Annotated in this window: 24 protein-coding genes; 7 read left to right on the top strand and 17 right to left on the bottom strand. The window is 66.6% G+C overall.

Features of this window, described 5'->3' with window-relative positions; all coding sequences use genetic code 11:
• Positions 1–13 precede the first annotated feature (13 nt).
• From FHS47_RS13325 to FHS47_RS13285, 9 genes are all read right to left on the bottom strand, one after another.
• Positions 14–937 (bottom strand): alpha/beta hydrolase, encoded by a 924-nt coding sequence (locus FHS47_RS13325; protein WP_208382002.1) that lies wholly within the window; start codon positions 935–937, stop codon positions 14–16.
• 180 nt (positions 938–1,117) lie between these two features.
• Positions 1,118–2,026, bottom strand: coding sequence for an NAD(P)/FAD-dependent oxidoreductase (locus FHS47_RS13320; RefSeq protein ID WP_167028707.1), 909 nt, complete (start codon positions 2,024–2,026; stop codon positions 1,118–1,120).
• Complete coding sequence (locus FHS47_RS13315; RefSeq protein WP_167028704.1) at positions 2,016–2,480, bottom strand: Rrf2 family transcriptional regulator; 465 nt, start codon at positions 2,478–2,480, stop codon at positions 2,016–2,018. The genes FHS47_RS13320 and FHS47_RS13315 overlap by 11 nt, the downstream gene beginning before the upstream one ends.
• Positions 2,481–2,535: 55 nt before the next feature.
• Positions 2,536–2,748 carry a hypothetical protein gene (locus FHS47_RS13310; RefSeq protein ID WP_167028701.1) on the bottom strand — a complete coding sequence of 71 codons (213 nt, stop codon included), beginning with the start codon at positions 2,746–2,748 and terminating at the stop codon, positions 2,536–2,538.
• Complete coding sequence (locus FHS47_RS13305) at positions 2,745–3,731, bottom strand: PD40 domain-containing protein (RefSeq protein ID WP_167028698.1); 987 nt, start codon at positions 3,729–3,731, stop codon at positions 2,745–2,747. Before FHS47_RS13305 ends, FHS47_RS13310 begins: the two co-directional genes overlap by 4 nt.
• 121 nt (positions 3,732–3,852) lie before the next feature.
• Positions 3,853–4,599, bottom strand: a complete 747-nt coding sequence (locus tag FHS47_RS13300; RefSeq protein ID WP_167028694.1) for a LytTR family transcriptional regulator DNA-binding domain-containing protein — start codon at positions 4,597–4,599, stop codon at positions 3,853–3,855.
• Positions 4,596–5,681 (bottom strand): histidine kinase, encoded by a 1,086-nt coding sequence (locus FHS47_RS13295; protein ID WP_208382001.1) that lies wholly within the window; start codon positions 5,679–5,681, stop codon positions 4,596–4,598. Before FHS47_RS13295 ends, FHS47_RS13300 begins: the two co-directional genes overlap by 4 nt.
• Positions 5,682–6,539: 858 nt before the next feature.
• Positions 6,540–6,713, bottom strand: a complete 174-nt coding sequence (locus FHS47_RS13290) for a DUF1328 family protein (RefSeq protein ID WP_167028689.1) — start codon at positions 6,711–6,713, stop codon at positions 6,540–6,542.
• Between the two features lie 34 nt (positions 6,714–6,747).
• Positions 6,748–6,966: a CsbD family protein gene (locus FHS47_RS13285; RefSeq protein ID WP_167028686.1), complete on the bottom strand. Its 219-nt coding sequence runs from the start codon at positions 6,964–6,966 to the stop codon at positions 6,748–6,750.
• Positions 6,967–7,198: 232 nt separating this feature from the next.
• Between FHS47_RS13285 and FHS47_RS13280 the strand changes: the two genes are divergently transcribed.
• Entirely contained in the window at positions 7,199–7,975 is a 777-nt protein-coding gene (locus tag FHS47_RS13280; RefSeq protein ID WP_167028683.1) for an isocitrate lyase/phosphoenolpyruvate mutase family protein, read from the top strand.
• On the opposite strand, the gene FHS47_RS13275 is transcribed toward FHS47_RS13280, so the two are convergent.
• From FHS47_RS13275 to FHS47_RS13255, 5 genes are read right to left on the bottom strand one after another with little or no spacing between them, the layout of a single operon-like run.
• Positions 7,972–8,703: a pseudouridine synthase gene (locus FHS47_RS13275; protein ID WP_167028680.1), complete on the bottom strand. Its 732-nt coding sequence runs from the start codon at positions 8,701–8,703 to the stop codon at positions 7,972–7,974. The genes FHS47_RS13280 and FHS47_RS13275 overlap by 4 nt on opposite strands.
• 3 nt (positions 8,704–8,706) lie before the next feature.
• Positions 8,707–10,356 carry a ubiquinone biosynthesis regulatory protein kinase UbiB gene (ubiB, locus tag FHS47_RS13270; protein ID WP_167028677.1) on the bottom strand — a complete coding sequence of 550 codons (1,650 nt, stop codon included), beginning with the start codon at positions 10,354–10,356 and terminating at the stop codon, positions 8,707–8,709.
• On the bottom strand, positions 10,353–11,021 hold the full coding sequence (locus FHS47_RS13265) for an SCP2 sterol-binding domain-containing protein (protein ID WP_167028674.1): 669 nt from the start codon (positions 11,019–11,021) through the stop codon (positions 10,353–10,355). Before FHS47_RS13265 ends, ubiB begins: the two co-directional genes overlap by 4 nt.
• Positions 11,022–11,041: 20 nt before the next feature.
• Positions 11,042–11,509 (bottom strand): tRNA (cytidine(34)-2'-O)-methyltransferase, encoded by a 468-nt coding sequence (locus tag FHS47_RS13260; protein ID WP_167028671.1) that lies wholly within the window; start codon positions 11,507–11,509, stop codon positions 11,042–11,044.
• A gap of 7 nt (positions 11,510–11,516) precedes the next feature.
• Complete coding sequence (locus tag FHS47_RS13255) at positions 11,517–11,714, bottom strand: hypothetical protein (protein WP_167028667.1); 198 nt, start codon at positions 11,712–11,714, stop codon at positions 11,517–11,519.
• Between the two features lie 385 nt (positions 11,715–12,099).
• On the opposite strand from FHS47_RS13255, the gene FHS47_RS13250 reads away from it, so the two are divergent.
• From FHS47_RS13250 to FHS47_RS13240, 3 genes are all read left to right on the top strand, one after another.
• Positions 12,100–14,985, top strand: a complete 2,886-nt coding sequence (locus tag FHS47_RS13250) for a pitrilysin family protein (protein WP_167028665.1) — start codon at positions 12,100–12,102, stop codon at positions 14,983–14,985.
• Between the two features lie 88 nt (positions 14,986–15,073).
• A complete protein-coding gene (locus tag FHS47_RS13245; RefSeq protein ID WP_167028662.1) occupies positions 15,074–15,481 on the top strand; it encodes a DUF4156 domain-containing protein in 408 nt (135 codons plus the stop codon).
• 92 nt (positions 15,482–15,573) lie between these two features.
• Entirely contained in the window at positions 15,574–18,384 is a 2,811-nt protein-coding gene (locus FHS47_RS13240; RefSeq protein ID WP_167028659.1) for a pitrilysin family protein, read from the top strand.
• An 8-nt stretch (positions 18,385–18,392) separates the two neighbouring features.
• Here FHS47_RS13240 and FHS47_RS13235 read toward each other — a convergent pair whose 3' ends face one another.
• Positions 18,393–19,304, bottom strand: a complete 912-nt coding sequence (locus tag FHS47_RS13235; RefSeq protein WP_167030141.1) for a LysR family transcriptional regulator — start codon at positions 19,302–19,304, stop codon at positions 18,393–18,395.
• A gap of 119 nt (positions 19,305–19,423) precedes the next feature.
• Here FHS47_RS13235 and FHS47_RS13230 point away from each other — a divergent pair, with 119 nt between their 5' ends.
• Both FHS47_RS13230 and FHS47_RS13225 read left to right on the top strand, forming a co-directional pair.
• The gene (locus FHS47_RS13230) at positions 19,424–20,167 is read left to right on the top strand and encodes an SDR family oxidoreductase (protein ID WP_167028656.1); all 744 of its coding nucleotides are present in this window, start codon (positions 19,424–19,426) and stop codon (positions 20,165–20,167) included.
• A gap of 23 nt (positions 20,168–20,190) precedes the next feature.
• Positions 20,191–21,084, top strand: a complete 894-nt coding sequence (locus tag FHS47_RS13225) for an SDR family oxidoreductase (protein WP_167028653.1) — start codon at positions 20,191–20,193, stop codon at positions 21,082–21,084.
• A gap of 8 nt (positions 21,085–21,092) precedes the next feature.
• Here the strand turns inward: FHS47_RS13225 and FHS47_RS13220 are convergent, their stop codons facing one another.
• Positions 21,093–22,040 carry an aldo/keto reductase gene (locus FHS47_RS13220; RefSeq protein WP_167028650.1) on the bottom strand — a complete coding sequence of 316 codons (948 nt, stop codon included), beginning with the start codon at positions 22,038–22,040 and terminating at the stop codon, positions 21,093–21,095.
• 64 nt (positions 22,041–22,104) lie between these two features.
• Entirely contained in the window at positions 22,105–22,278 is a 174-nt protein-coding gene (locus FHS47_RS13215) for a hypothetical protein (RefSeq protein ID WP_167028647.1), read from the bottom strand.
• A 120-nt stretch (positions 22,279–22,398) separates the two neighbouring features.
• Between FHS47_RS13215 and FHS47_RS13210 the strand changes: the two genes are divergently transcribed.
• Positions 22,399–23,322 (top strand): LysR substrate-binding domain-containing protein, encoded by a 924-nt coding sequence (locus FHS47_RS13210; protein ID WP_167028645.1) that lies wholly within the window; start codon positions 22,399–22,401, stop codon positions 23,320–23,322.
• The last annotated feature ends 13 nt before the right edge of the window (positions 23,323–23,335 follow it).

The following is a 23,335-nucleotide window of genomic DNA, read 5'->3' as shown; positions in this document are numbered from 1 at the left end:
CCTGCCGCGGCGCCTAATCCGCCCAGCAGCGCTCGACGAAGCGGACGATCTCCTGCTGCAACTCGCGATCTTCCGGCGTCGCGCCGCCAAAGCCGCCGTGGGGCATGGCCTCGAAAACATGCAGTTCGGCGGATACCCCCGCCCGACGCAATGCGCGGTGCATTCGCACGGTGTTCGAAAGAAACAGGTCGCGCGTGCCCGATTGCAGGAAGGTAGGCGGAAAGCCGGTCAGATCGGCGAACAGTGGCGACACGTCGGGCTGCGCCAGGTCGGCACCATTTGCGTAGAGCAGATTGCTCGACCTCAGCGAGCCCGGCAGCACCACGTCGATCAGTTGGTGGGTTGCGAAGCTGTCCCCGGATTCGGTCAGATCGACCTGCGGCGACAGCAGGACCAGGCCGGCGGGCAATGGCAGCCCTTCGTCCCTCGCCCTCAGCAATGTCGCCACGGCGATGTTGCCGCCTGCAGAGCGTCCGCCCACCACGATATTTTTCGGTCCATGGCGTTCGAGTGCATGGCGGTAAGCAGAAACACCGTCTTCCACGGCCGCCGGAAAGGGATGTTCGGGAGGCATCCTGTAGTCGACGCCATAGCAGAGCACGGCGTGTTGGTCGGCCTGCATCTGCGCCCCTGCGCGACAGGCTTCGCCCCCGCCGAATACCAACGCGCCACCATGGAAGTCGATATAGGCGCGGTCCGGCATTTTCTGTGCGGCAGGCGTAGCGACATGAACCGTCGCCGCGTCGATCGCGATGGTTTCCACGGTCGAATGCGTGCGGCCTGCGAGTCCCTTCAACGCGTTCGCGTATTGCCCGTCGACCGCAGCCTTCATGCGCATCCAGCCTTCATGATCGTCGGGCCCAGGCGTGACGAAGGCAGCGTTCAAAACGCTGCCATCTTCCCCGACGAGTCGCTCCAATGCGGTGCGCGCCTCCACACTTATCGAGGAAGGGAAGGGGACGGTGTGTGCGGGAGTCGCTACACCGCGCTTTGGATCTTTTGTCGTCGTCATACCGGCGTCATTGTGGCAGGCTTCGCGGCGAAATTGGTTTACACGCATACGCAAACGGAGTTGTGTCCGTGAACTCCTGTAGAGCTTGTTCGCGGTGATCCGCCTTCAGGCTGCAGCAGGCTCGAACACCAACGCCTGATGCAGCGACGTTCCCGCGGTCACACCGTCGGCCGCTGCCAAGGTGGCGTTATGCCACATGCGCGCCGCATCCCCGGCGGCATAAACGCCGGGCACGGTGGTCAACTTGGCGGCATCGGTTCGAATGATGGGCCCCAAGGGGCCCTCGTCGAGCAGGCAGCCGAGTTGCTCGGCGATGGGACTGTTCAACCGCGTACGTGGTCCGAGGAAGAGCGCATCGATCCCGACCTCTCGTCCATCCGAAAGCACGACCGTGGACAGGGCGGTGTTCTCCCCACGAACCTCCACGATCGGCGCAGGCTCGATCATGACGCCGCGTCGATGCAGTTTGGCCGTCGTCTCGGCATCGGGTGCCTCGCCGCCGTTGAGATAAAACGTCGTCGGGCCCCAGTCGGCGATCAACTGCGCCTGATGCGCCGACAGCGGCATCGTCTGGAGCACGCCGAGGCGTCCGCCCGCATATTCGAAGCCGTGGCAATAGGGGCAATGCAGCACGCTCTTGCCCCAGCGTTCCGCGAGGCCCGGTACATCGGGCAGCGCGTCGGAGATGCCGAACGCCAGTACGAGCTTGGTCGCGGTCAGCACGTCGTCGTTGGCAAGCCGAACCTTGAAGCCGCCGGGGATGGCGGATGCACCGACAGCTTCGCCGGCGATCGTTCGCACGGTCGGATATCGCTGAAGTTGCGCACGAGCCTTCGCGATCATGGCTTTTGGGTCATCGCCATCCTGCCCGAAGAAGCCATGCGAGGCATCCGCGAAGCGATTGCGAGGAAGGCCGGTGTCGATGACGCACACCGAACGGCGCGCGCGGGCGATGTGAATGGCGGCGGACAGGCCGGCGAAGCTGCCGCCGATGACGATCGCGTCATGCTGCATGAGCGCTCTCCAGGTCGATGGTTTTCCCGCTCGCCACCATGCGAGCGTGGAAGTCGGCACTGAGCGCCGCGAGCGTCACCTCGCCGAAGCGCTCGAGCAACAGGGCTTCGGCATCGCGAAACGCACCGTCGAGCGCGGCATTGACGGCCTGTTCCACGAGGCAACCCGGCGATTCGGTGCGATGGCCCAGTGCGAAAGGCTCGGGTGCGCCGAGGGCCGTGTAAACGTCGCGCAGGGTTATCGAGGCGAGGTCTCGCGCCATCGTCCAGCCCCCGCCGTGTCCTTTTTCCGAGCGCACGAAGCCCATATCGCGAAGGCCCGCCATGGTCCGGCGGACGACGACGGGGTTGGTCTGCATGGCTCTGGCCATGGCCTCGGATGTGACCGGACCCCCGGTCTCGGCCATATGCAGAAGGACGTGGAGCACGCCCGACAAGCGACTGTCTCGTTTCATGCAACTTTATATATTGCATGAGTTGGGAAAAATCAACGGGCGCCCGGCATTAACGCTAATCCTCCGCGCCGACGATCCAGCCCAGCCCAAGTCTGTCGAGGAGCAGGACGCCATCGTGGATCTCTTCCCCGACGCGCCTCGCAAGTGTCCGGCACATGCCTTCGAGCTGGTTGTCGCCCTGCGTCGGAGAAGTCGACGTGTAGAAAGGCAAGCCGGATGACACGACGAGCACTGGAAGGAGGGCGCAGATGACATGCGCCTTGCTCATCGGGCCGTTTCCTCGTCCTTGAGGCCATGCCGCCGCAGCACGTCCGAAATATCGAACCGCCACAGGTTGCGCGAACCGTTCAGTGGTCCGGACAGCCTTTGCTGCAACGAGTTTGCATCGTCGCGCTTCTTGGGAAACGTTGCTGCCGGTTGGCGATCGCTGGCGACATACAGTTCGCCGAAATGGGGGCCGAGCGACGGGGCGTTTTCGAGTCCCTCGCTGTTCACGTCGCCGGCGAGGTGCTCGGGTTTGCCCCAGTGTCCGTCCGCTTCGCGGAAGGCGATGTAGAGGTCGGCGCGACCGAGTGAGTCGCCTTCGTCGCCGGCGTAGACGATGAAGCGCTGGCCAGGATCGATGGCCGGGTCCATGCGATTCCGGGTCATGTCGCCGAGCTCGACACGCTGTGGCGGCGCGAGGCCCTGCGGGGTCTGGCGCGACACATAGATCTGGAACAATCTGCCGGAATCGGCACGGTGTGCGGAGAAATACACGTCGCCGTTGGCGGCGACCGATGGGTTGTAGATCATGGCGCCGTCGTTGAGCGCGCCATCGACGTGCACGGGGTTGCCCCAACGGCCGTTCGTCTCGCGCGGCACGTACCAGAGGTTCGTCCCCGGAAAACGGTGTCCGCCCATTTCGGCGACAAGCGGTGCGTCACCGGAGTGCGGTGGTCTGTTGGACACGAAATACAGGCGGCGACCATCCGGTGAGAACGTGGGCTCGGAGTCGTGCCACTCGCCCGAGAACGTAGGCACCTCGGGCGTGGACCATTGCCCTCCCTGGCGTCGGGACAGCAGCAGGGTATCGTCCTTCTCCGCCAGATCGGAGCGCATGAAGACCAGCGTGTTGCCGTCGGGCGATACGGCGGCGGTGGTTTCCTGAAGGCCGGTGGAAACCATGCCCGGGGCGAGCAGGTCGCCGGCGCAGGCGGCATGGCAAGAGAGGGCCAGTGCCATGGTCCAGGCGATACGGTGCGAAGTCATGCATGGCTTCCTTGTGGGGCGAGCATGCAGGATGGACCGTCACCGGGGTGTTCGCGCCGGGTTTGTGACGAACGGTCGTATCGCGGCGGCAAGCGGAACGCGTCGCGGGCGAAGGGTGCTTTCAGCCGATGCCGAGCGCCCGTCGGGCATGCACACGGAAGCGGCGGCTCAGGTTGAGGCGTGTGCCGTCGTGGAGGACGACCTCGGCATTCCCCTGGAACAAGGGATGCACTTCGCGAATGCGCTCGACGTTCACCAGCGTGCCGCGGTGGATGCGGAGGAAGCGTTGCGGATCGAGTGTGGCGAGCAGGCCGCGAAGCGTGTCGCGGTGCAGGTAACACTGTGTGCCGAGATGGATCTGCACGTAGTTCCCGTCCGCCTCGATCCAGTCGATGGCGTCGGTGGCGATCACCCGCACGTGCTCGCCCACGCGCACGCTTATTCGCTGCAGCGGTACGGTGGATGCCTTCGGCGCCGCTGGCGATGTATTCGCATGCAGGCCGTGCCAGTGTCGCCGCACGCGGTCCATCGCCTGGTCGAAGCGTGCCTGGTCGAGCGGCTTCAGCACGTAGTCGAGCGCATTGGCATCGAATGCGCGCAGCGCATGCTGGTCGTATGCGGTGGTGAACACGACCATCGGCAAGGTGTCGGGCTTCAGTTCACCCAGCAGTTCGAAACCGTCCAGGCCGGGCATGCGGATATCGAGGAAAAGAAGGTCGGGAGTGAGCGCGGCATAGGCCTGCAAGGCTTCGGCCGCGTTTCCGCATTCCCCGACGATCTCCACGTCCGGGTGCGCGCAGAGTGCCTGTCGCAGCGCCAGGCGCGCCAGGACCTCGTCGTCCACCAGCAGCGTGCGTATCGCCTTCATGCCGCGTACTCGCGGAACGGGAAGCGCAGCTCCACGCGCGTGCCGCCGTCGGCGTTGCGGCTCAGTTCCATGGTGGCTTCCGCACCGAACAGCACGTCGAGCCGCGCACGCGTATTGCCCAGCCCCACGCCTTCGCTCACCCCGCCGGGGGGCAGGCCCAGGCCGTCGTCGTCGACGCGAAGGTGGAGCACGTGGCCTTCCCGATGGCTGGCGACACGCAGCTTGCCGGGCTCGGCCTTGGCAAGCAGGCCGTGGCGCAGGGCGTTCTCCACCAGCGGCTGCAGGATCATGCTGGGCACGGCGGCGCGCAGTGTGTCGTCCGCTACGTCCAGGCGCGTCGAGAGGCGATCCTGGAAACGCACCTGCTGGATGTCCAGGTAGCAGCGCAGGAATTCCATTTCCTGCGACAGCGGCACCTGCTGCGCATGCCGCTGTTCCAGGGTCATGCGCAGGAAGTCGCTGAGCCGCGCGATCATCAGGCGGGCCCGCAGGGGCTCGGCCAGAGCGAGGGCGGAGATCGCATTGAGGGTGTTGAACAGGAAGTGCGGCTGCAATTGCATGCGCAGGGCCTGCAATTGCGACTGCGCCAGTTGCGTTTCGAGCTGCGCATTGCGCAGGCGTTCGTCGCGCAGCCGTCGTCGCGATTCCAGGCCGCGCAGTACCACGAGGATGAGCCAGTAGGTGAGCAGGGCAAGGTGGAAGTTGTAGGCGAACTGCATGCCCACGAAGCCGGTGAGCGAATGCACGGGCGCATGGCCAGGCCCGCACAGGACCCAGAACACCGACAGCTGGGCCAGCATCTGCACCAGGGCCACCAGCAGGCTTGCCGGTACGTGCACGGCGCAGAAGCGCTGCCAGCCCGCGCCCGTTGCCTGGCGCCCGAGCCAGCCGACCAGCGGCACCAGAACCATCCACAGCCAGAAGTTGGCCAGGTTCCACACGAGCGCACGCGACCAATCCGGCGTTCGGCCCTCGCTGATGGAGGAGAGCACCGCGCTGATCGAGTACGAGAGCGCAAGGAGCGTCCAGAAACCGAACGCCAGCGCTGGCCGCGCCAGCCGGGCGTTCTGGATCGAGTTCACTTCGGATGCCTCCCCATGCGAGCCAGGAGGCAGTGTGCGGCCAACCCGTGCCCGGGGAAAGTGCGGTGAGGATGAGCGGCACGCTGGTGGTGACGAGCGGCATGGCCTGCAAAGGTTCATTCGCCAAGGCGAATGCATGTGTCCTAGCGGCTGGCGCCGCCGTCAGCTTTGACGGTGAGGCCAGAGCCTTCGGTGTCCACCCTCGCTGCTCAGACAGTCCTCCGCGTTCGGCAAGGAGGGGCCGCTGACGCGGCCCGTTTATCTATCTGGCCTTCGGCCGCTCTCTTGTGCGGAACTCGCCTCGAGGATGGACACCGAAGACTCTCCCCGTCTTTGAGGCGGCCTGTCCGGAGAGCCGGCACAGCCGAAGGCAGCCGCTGCGAGCGGGACAGCATCGCCTCGCCTCGCCGCACCAGCGCCGGTCAGCCAGTCGCGACTTCATGCTCCCCTTGTCGGGCACCGTTTCACACATCAGGCATTGCTTGCGCAGACAACCGATCGAACGCCGCCGCTCTCCCATCACGCTACCTCACCGCCCGGAAGAGACCTTGGTGTCCACCCTCGAGGCGAGTTCCGCACAAGAGAGCGGCCGCAGGCCAATTAGTACATGGGCCGCGGCAGCGGCCTTCCTTTTCGAACGCGGAGGACCTGTCTGAGCAGCGAGGGTGGGCACCAAGGTCTCCTGCGAGACGCTCCGGTGTAACGCGCTTTGGCGATACCGGAAAAGCGAACGCCACGACGAGCCTGTCGAAGCCAGTGGCGTCGACTCGAAGCCTGTACTCACCCCGGTAATGCGTGAAGACCAAAAAAAGCCCCGGTCTGGGGCCGGGGCTTTGAGTGCTCTCGGGATGCTGCCGACTAGACTCTTGGTCCGCGACGCAGACCGCCGAACAGCAGCGAAAGGATGAACAGGATAAGGAAGACCACGAAAAGGATCTTCGCGATGCTGGCGGCACCGGCGGCGATGCCGGTGAAGCCGAAGACCGCGGCGATAAGCGCGATCACGAAAAAGATGACGGCCCAATGAAGCATGGTGTGTTTTCTCCTTCAGCGAATGGGGGTGGGATCAATGCTTCCGATCGTAATGTTCGAATTCTTTGCGGAATTCCTTCACCTGCCTCTCGGCTTCGTCCTTCGCCACGCCATAGCGCTCCTGGACCTTGCCGGCGAGGTATTCGCTGCTGCCTTCGGCAACCTTGAGGTCGTCGTCCGTGAGCTTCCCCCACTTTTCCTTTACCTTGCCGCTCAACTGCTTCCATTGGCCCTTAAGGGTGTCTTCGTTCATGGCGTTTCCTCGATCGGGTGGTGCCGGCACGATGGCTGATCGCCAGGCCGGGGCGGGGGTCATTCGAGCATCGGGGTGTTGAACGCCGTGTCTGTGACGGGTGAGGCGGTGGCTCACCGCGTTTTGGCGTCTCCTACACGATCCATGTCCGAATCGGCGCCCGAAAGGCGGTTGCGTAGCCCCGGAACTTGGTGGATGGTTGCAGCTTCCTTCGTCCCGGGAATAACGCCGCATGAACGCCCAACGCCTTCGCGACCTGCATAACGGACCGGCCCTTCTCGTGCTGCCCAACGCGTGGGACGCCGCCAGCGCGTCGGTGGTGCAGCATGCCGGCGCCAGCGCCGTGGCCACGACCAGCGCCGGCGTGGCCTGGTCCTGCGGGTGGCCGGACGGCGACCGCTTGCCGGCGGAGGAGATGTTGGCTGCGCTCAGCCGTATCGTCCGCGTGATCGACGTCCCCCTTACGGCCGACATCGAAGAGGGGTGTCACGATGATCCGTCCGCCGTGGCCTCGTTCGTTTCCCGGCTCGTGGACGCGGGCGTGGCGGGCATCAACATCGAGGATGGCAACAAGGACCCGGCCCTGCTGGCGGCGAAACTGCGCGCGATACGCGAAGCCCTCGGGCAGCGCGACCTCTACATCAACGCGCGTACCGATGTCTTCCTTCGCGGCATGGCCTCGGGCGACGCGGGTGTGGAAGAAGTGCTACGGCGCGGCGCGCTTTATCGCGACGCAGGCGCCGACGGGCTCTTCGTGCCAGGCATCAAGGTCATCGACGAGGTGCGCCGGGTGGCCGCCGGGATCGCGCCCATGCCGCTCAACGTGATGCTGGTGTCCGGGCTCCCGTCGCGCCAGCAGCTGTTCGATGCCGGTGCGCGCCGGCTGAGCGCCGGTATCGCGCTTTCGCTGGAAGCGTATGCCACGGCGGGGCGCATGGCCGCCGAACTGCTGGAACGGGAGGCGCCGGACGTCGGGTACGGCACCCTCAACGAGTGGCTGGCTCGCTAGTACGTGCCCGGGGAGGCATCCATCCACGATGCGCATGCCTCTTGCCACGCAAAACGTTCCAGGAGGCGGCCCCAGGTATCGTCCAGGCCGGCGGCGATGGTGAGGGGACGTCCGTCGGACGGATTAAAGAGGGACAGCGACGCCGCGTGCAGAAGCAACCGATGCGAGGCGAAGTGCTGCTTGAACAGGCGGTTGTGGTCGCCGCGGCCGTGCTGGCTATCGCCCACGATCGGATGATGGATATGGGCGAAGTGCTTGCGGATCTGGCGGAAGCGACCCGTCTGCGGTTCCGCCGCCACCAGCGCATAGCGCTGCTTCTCGTAGCGCCCCAGTGGGATGTCCACCTCGACGGTGGCGAGGCGACGATAGTCGGTTCGGGCATCCTTGCGCGGCCCGGTATCGCGTGAGCCGGGGAGGGGATAGTCCACCGTTCCCTCGGCGGGCTCCGGCCACCCGCGAACCACCGCGAGGTAGCGCTTGCGCACGCTTCGCCCCATGAACTGTTCGCCGAGATGCGCAGCCACCTCAGGCGACCGGCCTACCAGCAACACACCGGACGTGGCGCGGTCGAGGCGATGTGCGAGGTGGAGACGGCCTTCCACCTGTTCGCGCAGGAGGTCGACGAGGAAGGCGTCGTCCGGGCCGACGAACTTCGACCGGTGCACGGCGAGGTTCGCGGGCTTGTTGACGGCGACGAGGTCGTCGTCCTGGTAGAGGATCTCCAGCACGGCTCAGGGCAGCCGGCGCGGCCAGCCCGCGGCGAAAGCGACAAGCCCCGCGACCGCCACGGCCACGGCCGGCCACACCGCCCGTGGCGCCAGCGTGCCGATCAACGCGGCGCAGACCAGCAGCGCCGCGCCGAGCAGGGCGCAGGCCACGAGCCGCCGCATGCGCCGCGCATCCTCGCGCGCTAGCGCTAGCGCCACCGGGTCCGTCACCTGCATCTGGCGCCCGCTTGCCACCTGGCGCAGGGCGTCGCGTACGAGTTCCGGCATGCGCGGGGCGTTGTGCATCCACTCGGGCAGGCGTCGGCGCACGTCGCGGAGCGTGGCGCGCACGCTGTAGCGTTCGCGCAGGATGCGCCGCAGAACAGGATGCGCGACGGCCCAGATATCGATCTCCGGATCGAGCATGCGGCCGACGCCCTCGATATTGAGCAGCGTCTTCTGCAACAGGATGAGCTGCGGTTGCAGCGTCAGCTCGAAGCGTCGCGCGGTCTGGAACAGCTTGACCACCAGCTCCGCGATGGAGATCTGCGAGAGCGGACGGGTGAAGTACGGTTCGCACACCGTGCGCACGGCCGCTTCCAGTTCGTCGATGCGGATGGTGGACGGCATCCAGCCAGCCGCCACGTGCAGCTGCGCAATGCGTGCGTAGTCGCGCTCGAACAGCGCGATGAAGTTTTCCGCCAGCCAGTATTGGTCCGCTTCGGGCAGCGACCCCATGATGCCGAAGTCGAGCGCGATGAAACGCGGTTCCTCCAGGCGCGAGGTGTCCACCCAGATGTTTCCCGGATGCGCGTCGGCATGGAAGAAGTTGTCGCGGAACACCTGTTCGTAGAAGAGCCTGACGCCTTTCTCGGCAAGCTGCTTGCGATCGAGGCCCGCGGCGTCGATCGCTTCGATGTCGTCGGAACTCACGCCGCGCACGCGTTCGAGCGTCAGCACGCGTTCGGTGCTGTAGTCCCAGTGCACTTCCGGCACGTAGAGGTCGATGCCGCTGGCGAAGTTCCGGCGCAGCAGGCTGGCGCTCGCGCCTTCCCGCTGCAGGTCGAGTTCGTTCGAGAGCATCTTCTCGACTTCGGCCACCACGTCGAGCGGGCGGATCTTGTCGGCGTTGGGATGCCAGCGCTGGGCGAGCCGGCCCAGCGCATGCAGGAGGTCGACGTCGCGCGCGATGCGCCGGTCGATGCCGGGGCGCAACACCTTGACCACGACCTCGCGGCCGTCGTGCAGCGTCGCGGCGTGCACCTGGGCGATGGATGCGGAGGCCAGCGCGGTTTCGTCGAAGGCCGCGAACAAGGTACCGATGGGCGCGTGCAGTTCCCGTTCGACGATCGCGCGCGCCTCGCTTCCCGGGAACGGGGGGACCTGGTCCTGCAGCAGGGCAAGCTCGTCGGCCACGTCGGCGGGCACGAGGTCGCGGCGCGTGGAGAGCACCTGCCCCGCCTTGACGAAGATGGGGCCGAGTTCGGTCAGCGCGAGACGAAGGCGCGCGCCGCGCGGCAGGGCGCGCACATCGGCCGGCGGCCCCGGAAACAGCGGACGCACGAGCTTCAGCGGACGGAAGAGGTGCGCGCCGTCCACCAGTTCGTCGAGTTGGTATTTAAGGAGGACGGCGGTGACGCGCAGCAGGCGCGGCGCAAGGCGCAGCGACGTCATGCGCCACGCTCCTTCAGCGCGCGCTCAAGCCGGGCCAGCCGCGCCTCGGCCCGCTCGGTACGCTCGCGCACGGCGTCCACGCCGTCGAGGAATCCATCCATCTCGCCGGGCGCCACCGCCACCCGGCCCTCGTCGCGCAGCCAGTCGGCCGTGTCCTCGCTGAGGTGCGCGAACGATTCCTTCGCGTGCGTCAGTGCCTCGCGCAGCGCCTTGGCCAGCGGCACCCCGATGACATCGCCGAAGGTTTTGGCAAACGCCTCCTCGACGTCGGGAGCGTATTGCCTCGCAAGGCGTTCCAGCCGGCGGGCCAGCTCGGCATCGCCTGCGATCTCCACCTTGCCCGGCGCCACGCCGTCGTCGTCGCGCCGGAGCGCCATGGCCAGCAGGCTGCCCGGCGACGCATTTAGACGAAGGCTGCCGCCTTCTTCGGGCGGCCCGACTCGGAGCCGGCCCTTGCCGACCGAGATGCGCAGAGCCAGCTCGGGACCGTCGAGGTGCACCTGAACGCTGCGGCCTTCGAGGGCGTCGAGCCGAGAGCGGGTGTCCGGGTCGAGGTCGACCGCACGATTAAGCGCGGCTTCCATCGCGCGGCCGGCAAGGACGCGCAAGGGGCGGGGCAGGAAACGATTGGGGCCGGCAGCGGCCTCGGGGCGGTCGGTGGTCATGCCCGGATTGTAGCTTGGGCTTAGGTGGCGGCGCCGTCGAATCCCGTCTGGCGCCACGCCTCGAACACGGCGACGGCGACGGCATTGGAGAGGTTGAGGCTGCGGTTGCCGGGGCGCATGGGCAGGCGGATGCGCTGCTCGTCCGGAATCGCGTCGAGCACCGTGTCTGGCAGGCCGGCGGTTTCGCAACCGAACAGCAAGGCGTCGCCTTCCGCGAAGGCAATGTCCGTGTGCAGCCGGCGGCCACGGGTGGAAAAGGCGAAGACGCGGGGATGGCCGATCGCGGCGAGGCAGGCGTCGAGGTCGTCGTGGACGGCGACGCGGGCGAACTCGTGGTAATCCAGTCCGGCGCGGCGCAGGCGGGTGTCGTCCAGCTCGAAGCCAAGCGGTCGCACGAGGTGCAAAGCCGCGCCGGTATTGGCGCAGAGGCGGATCACGTTGCCCGTATTGGGCGGAATCTCAGGTCGGAACAGGATGACGTGGGGCATGCGCCCATTATGAGGCCGCGAAGGGGCACACGACGCCATCCGGCGGGAGCGGGCAGGCCGGGGCGGTGCTGCTGACGCTCGCCGCGCTCAGGTGGGCCAGTTGGATCGGCTCGCCGGCGTAGGTAAGCATGTTGCCGAGGATCAGGCCACAGACGAGCAGCGAGGCCACCAGTAGGCTGCGGAGCATCAGGAGTTCGTGTTTCATGGTGTCGTTTCCTTGCATCGTGTTGGTACGCATGGTCAGAACATCTGGCCGAGGGTCAGGCCGCAGATCAGCATCGTGGTGACCAGCAGGCTGCGGAGCATCAGCATTTCGTACTTCATGGCGTTCTCCCGTCGGTGTGCCGGGGGGTGTCTCCACCGGCTTCGTATGCCTAGTAACGCAAACGCCGTGCCAGCTTTTAAGTTCGCGCAATCAGCTGATTCGCATGAGGTTTGTCAGGTCGTCCCGGTGCGCGTGGTTGTCCGCGGACACTGCCCGGGCCCGAGCGGACACCGTCCGCGACCATGACCAGGGGCCGATTGCGCCGGACGGACGACGCGGGCTAGCCTCGACGAGTCGAGGCCACGAAGGCCCTGAGGAGCCATAGATGAAGAAGTGCTACGCCCTGCTTGCCGCGGGGCTGATGTTCCTGGTCGGCGCCGTGTCCGCCGCCCCGGCATCGACCGATGCCATCCCCGATATCCCCTTCACCCGATTCCAGTTGTCCAACGGCCTTACCGTGGTGGTCCACGAGGACCACAAGGCGCCGGTGGTCGCGGTCAGCATCTGGTACCACGTCGGTTCCGCCGACGAGCCGAAGGGCAAGACGGGCTTCGCGCACCTCTTCGAGCACCTCATGTTCTCGGGCTCCGAGAACCGCAAGGGCACGTACTTCCAGCCGTTCGAACTGGCCGGCGCCACCGACATGAACGGCACCACGTGGTTCGACCGCACGAACTACTTCGAGACCGTGCCCACCACCGCGCTCGACATGGCGCTGTGGATGGAGTCCGACCGCATGGGCCACCTGCTCGGTGCCATCGGCCAGAAGGAACTCGACACGCAGCGCGGCGTGGTGCAAAACGAAAAACGCCAGGGCGAGAACCGCCCCTATGGCCGCGTTGACGAGAACGTCCTGCTCAACACGTATCCGGCGAATCACCCCTACCACCACGACACGATCGGCTCCATGGCCGATCTGGACGCAGCCTCGCTCGCCGACGTCAAGAAGTGGTTCCACGACTACTACGGCGCCGCGAACACCACCCTGGTGCTGGCTGGCGACATTACGCCGGCACAGGCGAAGGCGAAGGCCGAGAAATACTTCGGCGACATTCCGGCCGGTCCGCCGGTACCCCGCCAGCAGCCGTGGATCACTCCGGTGCAAACCTCCACGCGCGGCGTGCAGCACGACCAGGTGGCGCAGGTTCGCATCCTGCGTACGTGGGTCGTGCCGCAACTCGGCAGCGACGACGCCATCCAGCTCGACCTCGCCACCACCGTCCTCGGCGGTGGCAAGACCTCGCGCCTCTATCAGCGTCTCGTGTACCAGGACAAGCTCGCCGACGACGTCAGCGTCGGCATCGCTCCCTTCGCCCTTGCCAGCCAGGTGCAGCTGAGCGTCGACGTGAAGAACGGCGTCGATCCCGCGAAGGTCGAAGCGGCCATCGCCGACGTGTGGAAGGAATTCCTCGCCACTGGTCCCACGGAAGACGAACTGGCTCGCGCCAAGGTGCTCAACAGCGCAAGTTTCATTCGCGGCATCGAGAAAGTGGGTGGGTCCGGCAAGGCGGCGATCCTTGCCGAGGGGCAGGTGTACCGCAACGATCCGGCGGCCTACAAGACAGACCTGGAGCGCGCGCAGGCCGCCACGGTTGCCTCGGTACTGAAGGCTTCCAAGACCTGGCTGGCGAAGGGCGACTACACCCTCACCGTGCTTCCCGCCGCTCCCGGTTTCGATCCCGCGGCCGAAGACAAGGCGGTGGTGGGGCTCGGTCCTTCGGGCAAGAAGCCCGCCCCTGTGTTGCCGAAGCCCGGCAACTACACCGTGGCCAAGTCAGACGTGGACCGCGCCAAGGGCGTGCCTTCGGTCGACAGCTTCCCCGACCTCGTCTTCCCGGCTCTTCAGCGCGGCAAGCTGAAGAACGGCGTGGAAGTGGTGCTCGCCGAACGCCACACCGTGCCGGTGACGCAGGTGCAAGTGCTCTTCGACGCCGGCTACGCCGCCGACCAGGGCCGCAAGCTCGGCACGGCGAGCTTCACCTCCACGTTGCTGGAAGAAAGCACGGCGTCGCTGGATTCGGTGGAAGTGGCTCGACGCAAGGAACGCCTCGGCGCCTTCGTCACCGCCAACTGCTCGCTGGATACCTGCGCTGTCGGCCTCAACGCGCTCAATGCGCAGTTGAAGCCTTCCCTGGATCTGTTCGCGGATATCGTGCGTCACCCGGCATTCAAGGCGGAGGACATCGAGCGCATCCGCGGGCAGTGGCTCGCCGGCATCGCGCAGGAAAAGACCGAGCCGACCGGGCTCGCGCTGCGCACGCTTCCGCCGCTCCTTTACGGCCCCGGGCATGCCTACGGCATTCCGTTCACGGGTAGCGGCACCGCGGAGGCCATTGCCTCGCTGAAAGCCGACGACCTGAAAGCCTTCCAGCGCGACTTCCTGCGTCCGGACAACATGCGCATCCTCGTGGCCGGGGATACCACGCTGGCCGAGATCCTGCCGCAACTGAATGCGGTTTTCGGCGACTGGACGCCGCCGGCGAGTCCTGTGCCGAAGAAGAACCTGGGCATGGTCGCCGTGCAGCCCAAGCCACGCGTCTTCCTCATCAACCGCACCGACGCGCCGCAGTCGCTCATTCTCGCCGGCCTGATCGCGCCCTCGACGAAGGCGAAGAACGCACTCGACCTCGGCATCGCCAACGGCGCCTTCGGCGGCACCTTCACCTCGCGACTCAACATGAACCTGCGCGAAGAGAAGCGCTGGGCGTATGGCGCCGGCAGCATGCTGTCGGATGCGCAGGGCCAGCGCCCCATGCTCATCTACGCGCCGGTGCAGACGGACAAGACGGCCCAGTCGGCGGAGGAAATCCTCAAGGAAGCGAAGGCCGTCGTCGGCGCGAAGCCGTTGACCGACGACGAGATCGCCAAGATTCGCGCGCAGCGCGTGCGTGCCCTCCCGGGCAGCTTCGAGACGACCAGCGCCGTGCTCGGCGCGATGACCGGTATCCTCGTGTACGACCGCCCGGACGACTACGTGCAAACGTTGAAGCCGCGCATCGAGGCAGTGGATCGCCGCGCCGCCGAGGCCGCCTTGTCCGAGGTGGTTCGCCCCGACGCGCTCACCTGGGTGATCGTGGGCGACCTGCGCAAGATCGAGGCCCCCATCCGGGCGCTGAACCTCGGCGAAGTGCAGGTCATCGATGCCGACGGTCACCCGGTGAAACAGGCGGGCGCAGGGCAGGGCAAGCCCATGGCCGCGTCCGCGAAATGAACGCAAGGGAGGCGCGATCCGTGGATGGATCGCGCCTCGATGGTCATCCCCGTTAGCATAAGCACCGAACGTTCTGCCGGAGCCTCCCATGCGCAAGATCCTCTTCCTCCTCATTCCACTCGCGCTTTCCGGTTGCGACTGGGGCATCAAGCTCGACGACAGCGCGCGCAACGTGCGCACGGCGTGGAACGGCGACGTCGGCAGCTGCCGCGATCAAGGCAAGATCACCGTCTCGGTCACCAGCCGTATCGGTCCCGTCGATCGCAACGATCTCAAGGTGCGCGACGAACTCGAAGTCATGGCGCGCAACGAAGCCGCGAAGATGGGTGCCGACACGGTGAAGCCGCTGGGCGAGCCCAACAACGGTTCGCAGGATTGGGGCGCGTACACCTGTGGCAGCCGCAACCTGACGCCGACGCGAAGCGACACGCCGCCTCCGCCGCCGGCAAGCACCACGCCGCAGGGCGGTTTCGAAACCGTGCCCCTCAAGAACTGATACACAACCCCCACCTGCGCGGGCGGTACCGACCGATAGGATCCGCACCGCCCGGCACCTAACTTCCATGCTCCACTGCATGGGAGTTTTGTATGACCGCATCTTTTTCCGGTACCGCGCTGTTGCGCGTTGCGGTATTCGCTTCGCTGGGCGTGTTGGCCGTGTGGCCCGCAGCGTCTGCCGCGGAAGTCCTTGCCTACCGGAGCCTGCGCCTGCCCAACGGCCTGAAGGTCGTCGTGCATGAAGACCACAGCGCGCCGATCGTGTCGCTCGCCGTGTGGTATCGCGTGGGTTCCGCCGACGAGCCGGCCGGCCGCACCGGTTTCGCCCACCTGTTCGAACACCTCATGTTCCGCGGGTCGAAGCACTACAACGCACCCTTCCTCGACGCAATGCACGACATGGGCGGCGGGAACGTCAACGCCGATACATCGTTCGATCACACCGCGTACTACGCCACCGTGCCGACGGTCGCACTGGACAGGGCGTTGTGGCTGGAGTCCGATCGCATGGGGCATCTGCTCGGCCCACTCGACCAGGCGCGGCTGACGACCGAGCGTGCGGTCGTCCGTAACGAGAATCGGGATACGCTGGACCTTCCTTACGCACGTACACACCCGCACCTGCTCCGTCATCTGTTTCCAGCGAATCATCCCTACCACCATGACGTCGACGGTCACGCGCCGGATCTCGACAACCTGACCGTCGAAGACGCGCGTTCCTGGTTCCGGAACCATTACGGCGCCGCCAATGCCACGCTGGTGGTGGCCGGGGACATCGCGCCGGAAGCCGCAAGGGAAAAGGCCATGACTTACTTCGGCGACCTGGTGCCGGGCCCCGACCTGGTGCGACAGCAGCCGTGGGTCGTTCCTTTGCGTGTGGCGGCTCGCGGCACGATGCACGACCACGTAGCCACCCATCGCATCGTCCGGGCGTGGCCCATCCCGCAGGCAGGGACCGATGCCGCGGCTCGCTTGCGGCTGGCGGCGCGCATCCTGGGCGACGGCACCGCGTCGCGCCTGCATGCCCGGTTGGTCACACAAGACCGCGTGGCCAGCGACGTCGCGGCGTATGTTCCGTCCCTCGCGCTTGCCGGCATGTTGTGGCTGGTCGTCGATGTGGCCGAAGGGGCAGATTCCGCGGCCGTCGAATCGGCACTCGACGATGAGTTGCGCCGGTTCGTGGCAAATGGTCCGGATAGCGACGAGATGGCCCTTGCACAGGTGCGGGAGAACACGGCTTTCCTGGCGGGAACCGAGCGTATGGATGCCAAGGCGCGACGCCTGGCTCGGGGGCAGGCGTTGCACGACGATCCGGGAGAGGAGTGGGTGGTCCAGTTACGGATGGCACACGCGGATGCCGAGTCGGTACGCCGCGAGGCAGCGGCCTGGCTCACTCAACCCAGCTACACGCTGACGGTGCTGCCAGCGCCGGAAGGATTCGATGCCGAGGCCGAAGATGCGTCCGACACGGGCCTTGGCGTCGCCGAAGGACAACCTGCACCGGGGGTCGTGGCGACCGGAGCCTTCCGCGCCTCGCACGGGTGGGCGGTCGACCGCCAGGTCCCGCCGCCCGTCGTCGAAAGTGCCGCGGAATTCTCGTTCCCCGCCGTGCACCGGCGTCGACTCCGCAGTGGGTCCACGCTGGTGTCCACGCAGCGTACCGGTTCGCCGTTCGTGCGCGTCCGCTTCCTGTTTGGCGGTGGCAGCGCCGGCGACTTCGGGCGGCTGCCCGGCACCGCGCTGTTCACCATGTCATTGCTCGAAGGCGCCGCCACGATGCAGGCAGATCGTCTCGGCGCCACGTTCGAAACCGGTTGCGAGGTCGACGCATGCACGGTCGGCCTGCGCGTGCCTCGCGATAGGCTGCAAGCCGGCCTTGCGCTCATGGTCGATGCCATCCGCCACGACGTCGGCCAGGAAGACATCGATCGCGTGCGAACGCAGCGGCTGGCAGCAGCCGATACGGGGGCGATGACTTCCTTCGGCCTCGCCCACGGGCTGATGAATCGCCTGCTTTTCGGTGAAGGCCATCCCTATGGTTTTGCGGCCTTTCCCCATGGCACGCGCGAATCGCTGCAAGCACTGGACGCAAATGCGGCCGGCGCCTATCGCCGCGATTACCTGCGGCCCGACAACCTCACCGTGGTCATGGTCGGGGACGTAACGCACGAGGAGGGCGCACGCCAACTCGAAAGCGCGTTTGCAGAGTGGGTGCCTCCCGTCGCGCCGATACCGTCCGCGCCGATGCATGCCGTGACGCGAGAGCCGGGCGACATGGCTTACCTCGTCGACCGGCCGGGCGCCCGGCAAGCACACATTGCGGTCGGCTCACTGGCCCCGCCGGCAAGCGAGGACCTGAATCTCGATCTGGCAAGCCAGGTGTTCGCCGACCTGCCGGGCTCACGCCTGAATGCCAACCTGCGGCAAGACAAGGGGTGGAGCTACGGCGTGGCGGGTGGCCTGTCCCGCCAACGCGGTCCGCGAACGTTCACCGTCCACGCGCCGGTCCAGGCCGATCGCACGGCCGATGCTGTCGCCGAGATCCGCCGCGAAATATCCGCGTTGGTGGACGGCTCCACGCCCCTTTCGGACACGGAAGTGGCCAGCGTACGCACAGGCCTCGCGCGCTCGCTGACGGCGGCGCTGCAAACGGACCAGGCATTGATGGCCAATCTTGCCATGTCGGTGAAGCTTGGGCGCCGCGACGACTTCTGGCAGACGCTGCCTGCCGTGCTTGGGGGGTTGAGCGCGGAGCGCGTCAGCGGCGCGCTGGCGGACCTTCTTCGCACGCAAGGCAGAACCTGGGTGATCGTCGGCGACCGCAGCAGTATCGAAGCCCAGCTGCGGCAACAATTCCCCGCGTTGCACGTCGTGGACACGGAGGGCCGCATCGTCGACTGACGATGGCGTCAGACCACGGTGACGCCCTCGCCGGCACGTGCGCTGAACGTGCCGGCGAGCCAGTCGATGAATACGCGCACACGTGGCGAAAGCTGGCGGCTGTGCGGATACAGCAGGGATACGGGCGAGGGTGTCGGCGGCTGGTCGTGAAGTACACGCACCAGCGTGCCGTCGGCGAGATCCTTCGCCACGTGATAGAGCGGCACCTGGATCAGGCCGAGGCCGAGACGAGCGAGCATCGTGTTCGTCTCCGCACCGGAAACGGTCACGACCGACGGCAGCGTGACGTTGCGCACCTCGCCTCCGTGCACGAACTCGAGCGGCAGGGTGCTCCCGGTGGCCGTGGACACGAAGCCGATGGCAACGTGGCCATCGAGGTCGTCCAGGGTGTGCGGCGTGCCATGTCGCTCGAGGTAACCGGGGCTGGCACAGGTCACTTCCTCCAGCATCGCAATGCGCCGGCCCACCATGCTGCTGTCGTGGAGATCGCCGACTCGCAGCACGCAGTCCACGCCCTCGCGCACGAGGTCCACAAGGCGGTCGCCCTCACCGATATGCACGCGCAGGCCCGGATAGCGGGCCAGGAAATCCGGCAGGTCGGGAAGGACGAAGGTACGCGCGAGGGTGCCCTGCACATCCACGCGCAGTAGCCCGGTCGGCCGCGCGTCCGTGAATGCGGCCTCCGCGTCTTCCACGTCCGCCAGGATGGCAAGGCAGCGTCGATGGTAGGCCTCGCCGTCGAGGGTGGGGCTCACATGACGCGTCGTCCTCTGCAGCAGGCGCACGCCGAGACGGCTTTCCAGGCGCTTGATGGCCTGGGTCGCCGTCGAGCGGGGTAGGTCGAGGTCGTTCGCGGCGAGGGTGAAACTGCGCCGTTCCACGATCCGGACGAAGAGCCGCATGGTGTCGAATCGGTCCAGAGCCATCTAATTATTCCATCTGATGGAATGCTATTGCCAAATTCTGGCCGATTATCCGTTGCAGGACAACGCGCATGCTTATCTCCACCCGGCAATGGCGCCGGAATCGGAGGATCGACATGAACGCGACTACCCAAACCAGGACCGCCCTCGTCACGGGCGCCTCGCGCGGCATCGGCGCCGCAGTGGCCAAACGCCTCGCCCGGGACGGGTTTACCGTGGTGGTGAACTACGCCGGCAACGCCCAGGCCGCCGAAAACGTCGTGCGCGACATCGAGTCCGCCGGCGGTCAGGCCATCAGTGCGCAGGGCGACGTGTCCAAGGCGGCCGATGTCCGCCGCCTGTTCGACACCGTCGAAGAGGTTTACGGCGGGATGGATGTGCTCGTGAACAACGCCGGCGTCATGCAACTCGCACCGATCGCCGAGTTGACCGAAGAGGATTACGACCGTCTGTTCGACATCAACGTGAAGGGCAGCTTCAACACCATGCGCGAAGCGGCTCGGCGCCTGCGCAAGGGCGGCCGCGTCGTCAACTTCTCTTCCAGTGTCGTCGGTCTTCTGCAACCCGGGTACGCGGCTTACGCGGCTACGAAGGCCGCGATCGAGGCCGCCACCATGGTGCTTGCCCGCGAACTGCGCGGTCGCGAGATCACGGTGAACGCCATCGCGCCCGGTCCCACTGCAACGGACCTCTTCCTCAATGGGAAGTCGGACGAATTGATCGACCGCCTCGCCAATCTCTCGCCGCTCGAGCGTCTGGGTACGCCCGAGGACATCGCGGCGGCCGTCGCGTTCCTCGTCGGGCCGGACGGCGCATGGATCAACGGGCAGGTGCTTCGCGCCAACGGCGGCGTCGTCTGATCTCTCAAGCGGAGCCATACGTCATGAAGCAGATCATCCTCATCACCGGCGCCTCCAGCGGCTTTGGCCTGTTGACCGCGCGCGCCCTCGCCGACGCCGGCCACACCGTGTACGCGAGCATGCGCGATATCGCGGGCCGCAATGCGGCCCAGGCGGACGCCGTCCTGAAGGAGGCGAAGGAACGGAACGTCGACCTGCGCGTGGTCGAACTCGACGTGACCTCCGACGCCTCCGCCGACGCCGCGATCGAACAGATCCTGAAACGCGACGGCCGGCTCGACGTGCTCGTGCACAACGCGGGGCACATGGTCTTCGGGCCGGCGGAGGCCTTCACCGCGGAGCAATACGCGCAGCTCTACGACGTCAACGTGCTGGGGACCCAGCGCGTGAACCGTGCGGCGCTGCCCGCGATGCGCCGCCAGCGACGCGGCCTGCTGCTCTGGGTATCGTCGAGCAGCACACGCGGTGGAACGCCGCCGTTCCTCGCGCCTTACTTCGCGGCGAAAGCGGCGATGGATTCGCTGGCGGTGAGCTACGCGGGCGAACTCACCCGCTGGGGTATCGAGACCTCCATCATGGTGCCCGGTGCGTTCACGAAGGGAACGAACCACTTCGTGCATGCCGGCAAGCCTGCCGACACGGCACGCGAAGTGGAATACATGGAAGGCCCGTACGCCGGCATGCCCGACAAGATCCTCAAGGGGCTGGCAGCCCTGGAGCCGGCTGACGCGGACGCCGCCGAGGTAGCGCGCAAAATGGTCGAGGTGGTGGACATGCCCTTCGGCAAGCGGCCCTTCCGCTTGCACGTCGATCCGTCCCAGGACGGCGCCGAGATCGTGAATGGCGTCGCCGACCGCGTGCGCCGCGAGCTGTTCTGGCGCGCCGGCATCGAAGACCTGCTGCAGCCGCGCGGCTGATCCCCCAATCAGGCGTCGCTCGCCGTGCGCAGCTTCGTCAACTCGGCCGCCGTGAGTGCGAGCGTTGCGCTCTTCGCCAATTCGTCGAGTTGTTCGCGCGATGTGGCGCTGGCGATGGTGGCGGTGATGCCCGGCTGGGCCATCGTCCACGCCAGGGCCACCTGTGCCGGCGTGGCGCCGTGCGCCGCGGCCACGTCGTCCAGCGCGGAAAGGACACGCGAACCGCGCTCGCCGAGGTAGTTCTTCACGCGTGCACCGCGTGCCGTGCTCTTGGCGAGGTCGGCCTCGCTCCGATATTTGCCGGTGAGGAAGCCGCTGGCGAGCGAGTAGTAGCTGATGACGCCCACCTGTTCCTTCACGCATAGCGCCTGCAAGGCATCTTCGAAGCCGGCGCGATCCATGAGGTTGTACTCCGGCTGCATCGACTCGTAACGTGCGAGCCCCTTCGACGTGCTGGTGTCCAGCGCGTCGGCGAGCCGGGTGGCCGCGTAGTTGGACGCGCCAATGACGCGCACCTTGCCGGCCGTTACCAGGTCGTCGAACGCGCGCAGGGTTTCCTCCAGCGGCACCTTCGGGTCGTCCTCGTGCGACTGGTAGAGATCGATGTGATCCGTGCGCAACCGGCGCAGCGAATCTTCCACCGCCTCGCGGATATTCGTCGGCGACAGGCCCGGGTATCGCGCCCACTTGCCCACCTTGGTCGCGATCACGACCTTGTCGCGCTTGCCGCTGCGTGCCAGCCAGTTGCCGATGATCGTTTCCGACTCGCCGCCTTCGTTGCCGGGCACCCACGCCTCGTAGACGTCGGCGGTGTCGATCAGGTTGAAACCGTGGTCGACGAAAGCGTCGAGGAGGTCGAACGAGCGGGGCTCATCGACACTCCATCCGAACACATTGCCCCCGAAGGCGAGGGGAGCCACCTGCAAGGGCGAACGGCCAAGTTGGCGAAGCGTCATGCGTGATCTCCGATAGGGCGGAAACCTCGATGATGACGCAGGCAAGGTTGAGGCGGCGTATCCGTCAGCAGGTGGCGCAGGCCACGCCCGCGGGTGCCGGCGGAGGCGAGGGGGCCGGCTTCTCGGCGGCGCGCGTGCCGGTTCCGCGTGCCGGTTCGCTCCTGCCGAGGCGAAGTACGAGTTCGCGGTCGACGATGTGCCCGTGCATGAAGGCCAATCCGGTGAAAATCGAAGCCATGACAACCTCCTTCCGAAGTGACGCCGCAAGGAGCTGCGACTACAATGGGAGTAAAGGGTGCCCGTACCGCGGGCGGTATAAAAGCGATATGTTTGCAACCCGGTCTTGAGGATTTTTCACATGTCCCGCCTGCCGCTCGGTTTGCTTCAGGGGTTTGTCCTGGTCGCCCGGACGGGCAAGCTCTCGCGTGCGGCGGAGCAGCTGAACCTCACCGTCAGCGCACTGAGCCACCAGATCCGCAACCTGGAGGAACGCCTGGGCCGGCCGCTGTTCGACCGGGGCCCGCGCGGCGTCACCCTCACCACCGAGGGCGCCAACCTCCTCGAAGCCATCGGCCACCACTACGAGGGTATCGAGCACGCGCTCGGCAGATACGAAAGTCGCCACCAGGACGCCGTGACGGTGAGTGTGCTTCCCTCGGTGGCGTCGAGCTGGCTGGTGCCCCGGCTGCCTCGGCTGGTGGGCAAGCACCCCGAACTGGAACTCAGCCTGCATTCGTCCGTCTCGGTGGTCGATTTCGACCGAGAGCCCACGGTCGACGTGGCGTTCCGGTACGGACTCGGCTCCTGGCCGCGGACGAAGGCGGAGCGGCTGTTCGACGAGTACATCGTGCCGATCGCCAGTCCCTCGCTGGTACGCCGCATGGGCGGCCTGCCGGGCGCATCGCTTTCCGGGTGGCCGCTTCTCGGCGACCCGTCCGGCCGCTGGAACGATTGGGCCGAGGCCTTTGGCATGCCCTTGCCCTCGCGCTACGTCGCCCGCTTCGACAATACGGAGCACCTGCAACGCGCGGTGCTCGAAGGCATGGGCGTGGCCCTCGGCCGCCTCGTGATGGCGCGCTCGCTGATCGAGTGCGGCGCGCTCACCGTGCTGTGCGAAGAGCGCCTGCGTGTCACGGAAGCCTATTACCTCGTGTACCCGAAACGCTCCGAAGGCCACAGCGGCGTATCGCGCTTCCGCGAATGGCTGCTGGCCGAGGCTAAGGAATACGAAGAGGGGCTCGGCGACGGCACGCGCTTGGGGGCGTGGCGGTACCTGCCGTGACAGAGGATGCGAT

The organism is Luteibacter sp. SG786 (assembly GCF_011759605.1).
Classification (GTDB): domain Bacteria; phylum Pseudomonadota; class Gammaproteobacteria; order Xanthomonadales; family Rhodanobacteraceae; genus Luteibacter.
This window is presented reverse-complemented; position numbering and strand designations above follow the sequence as displayed.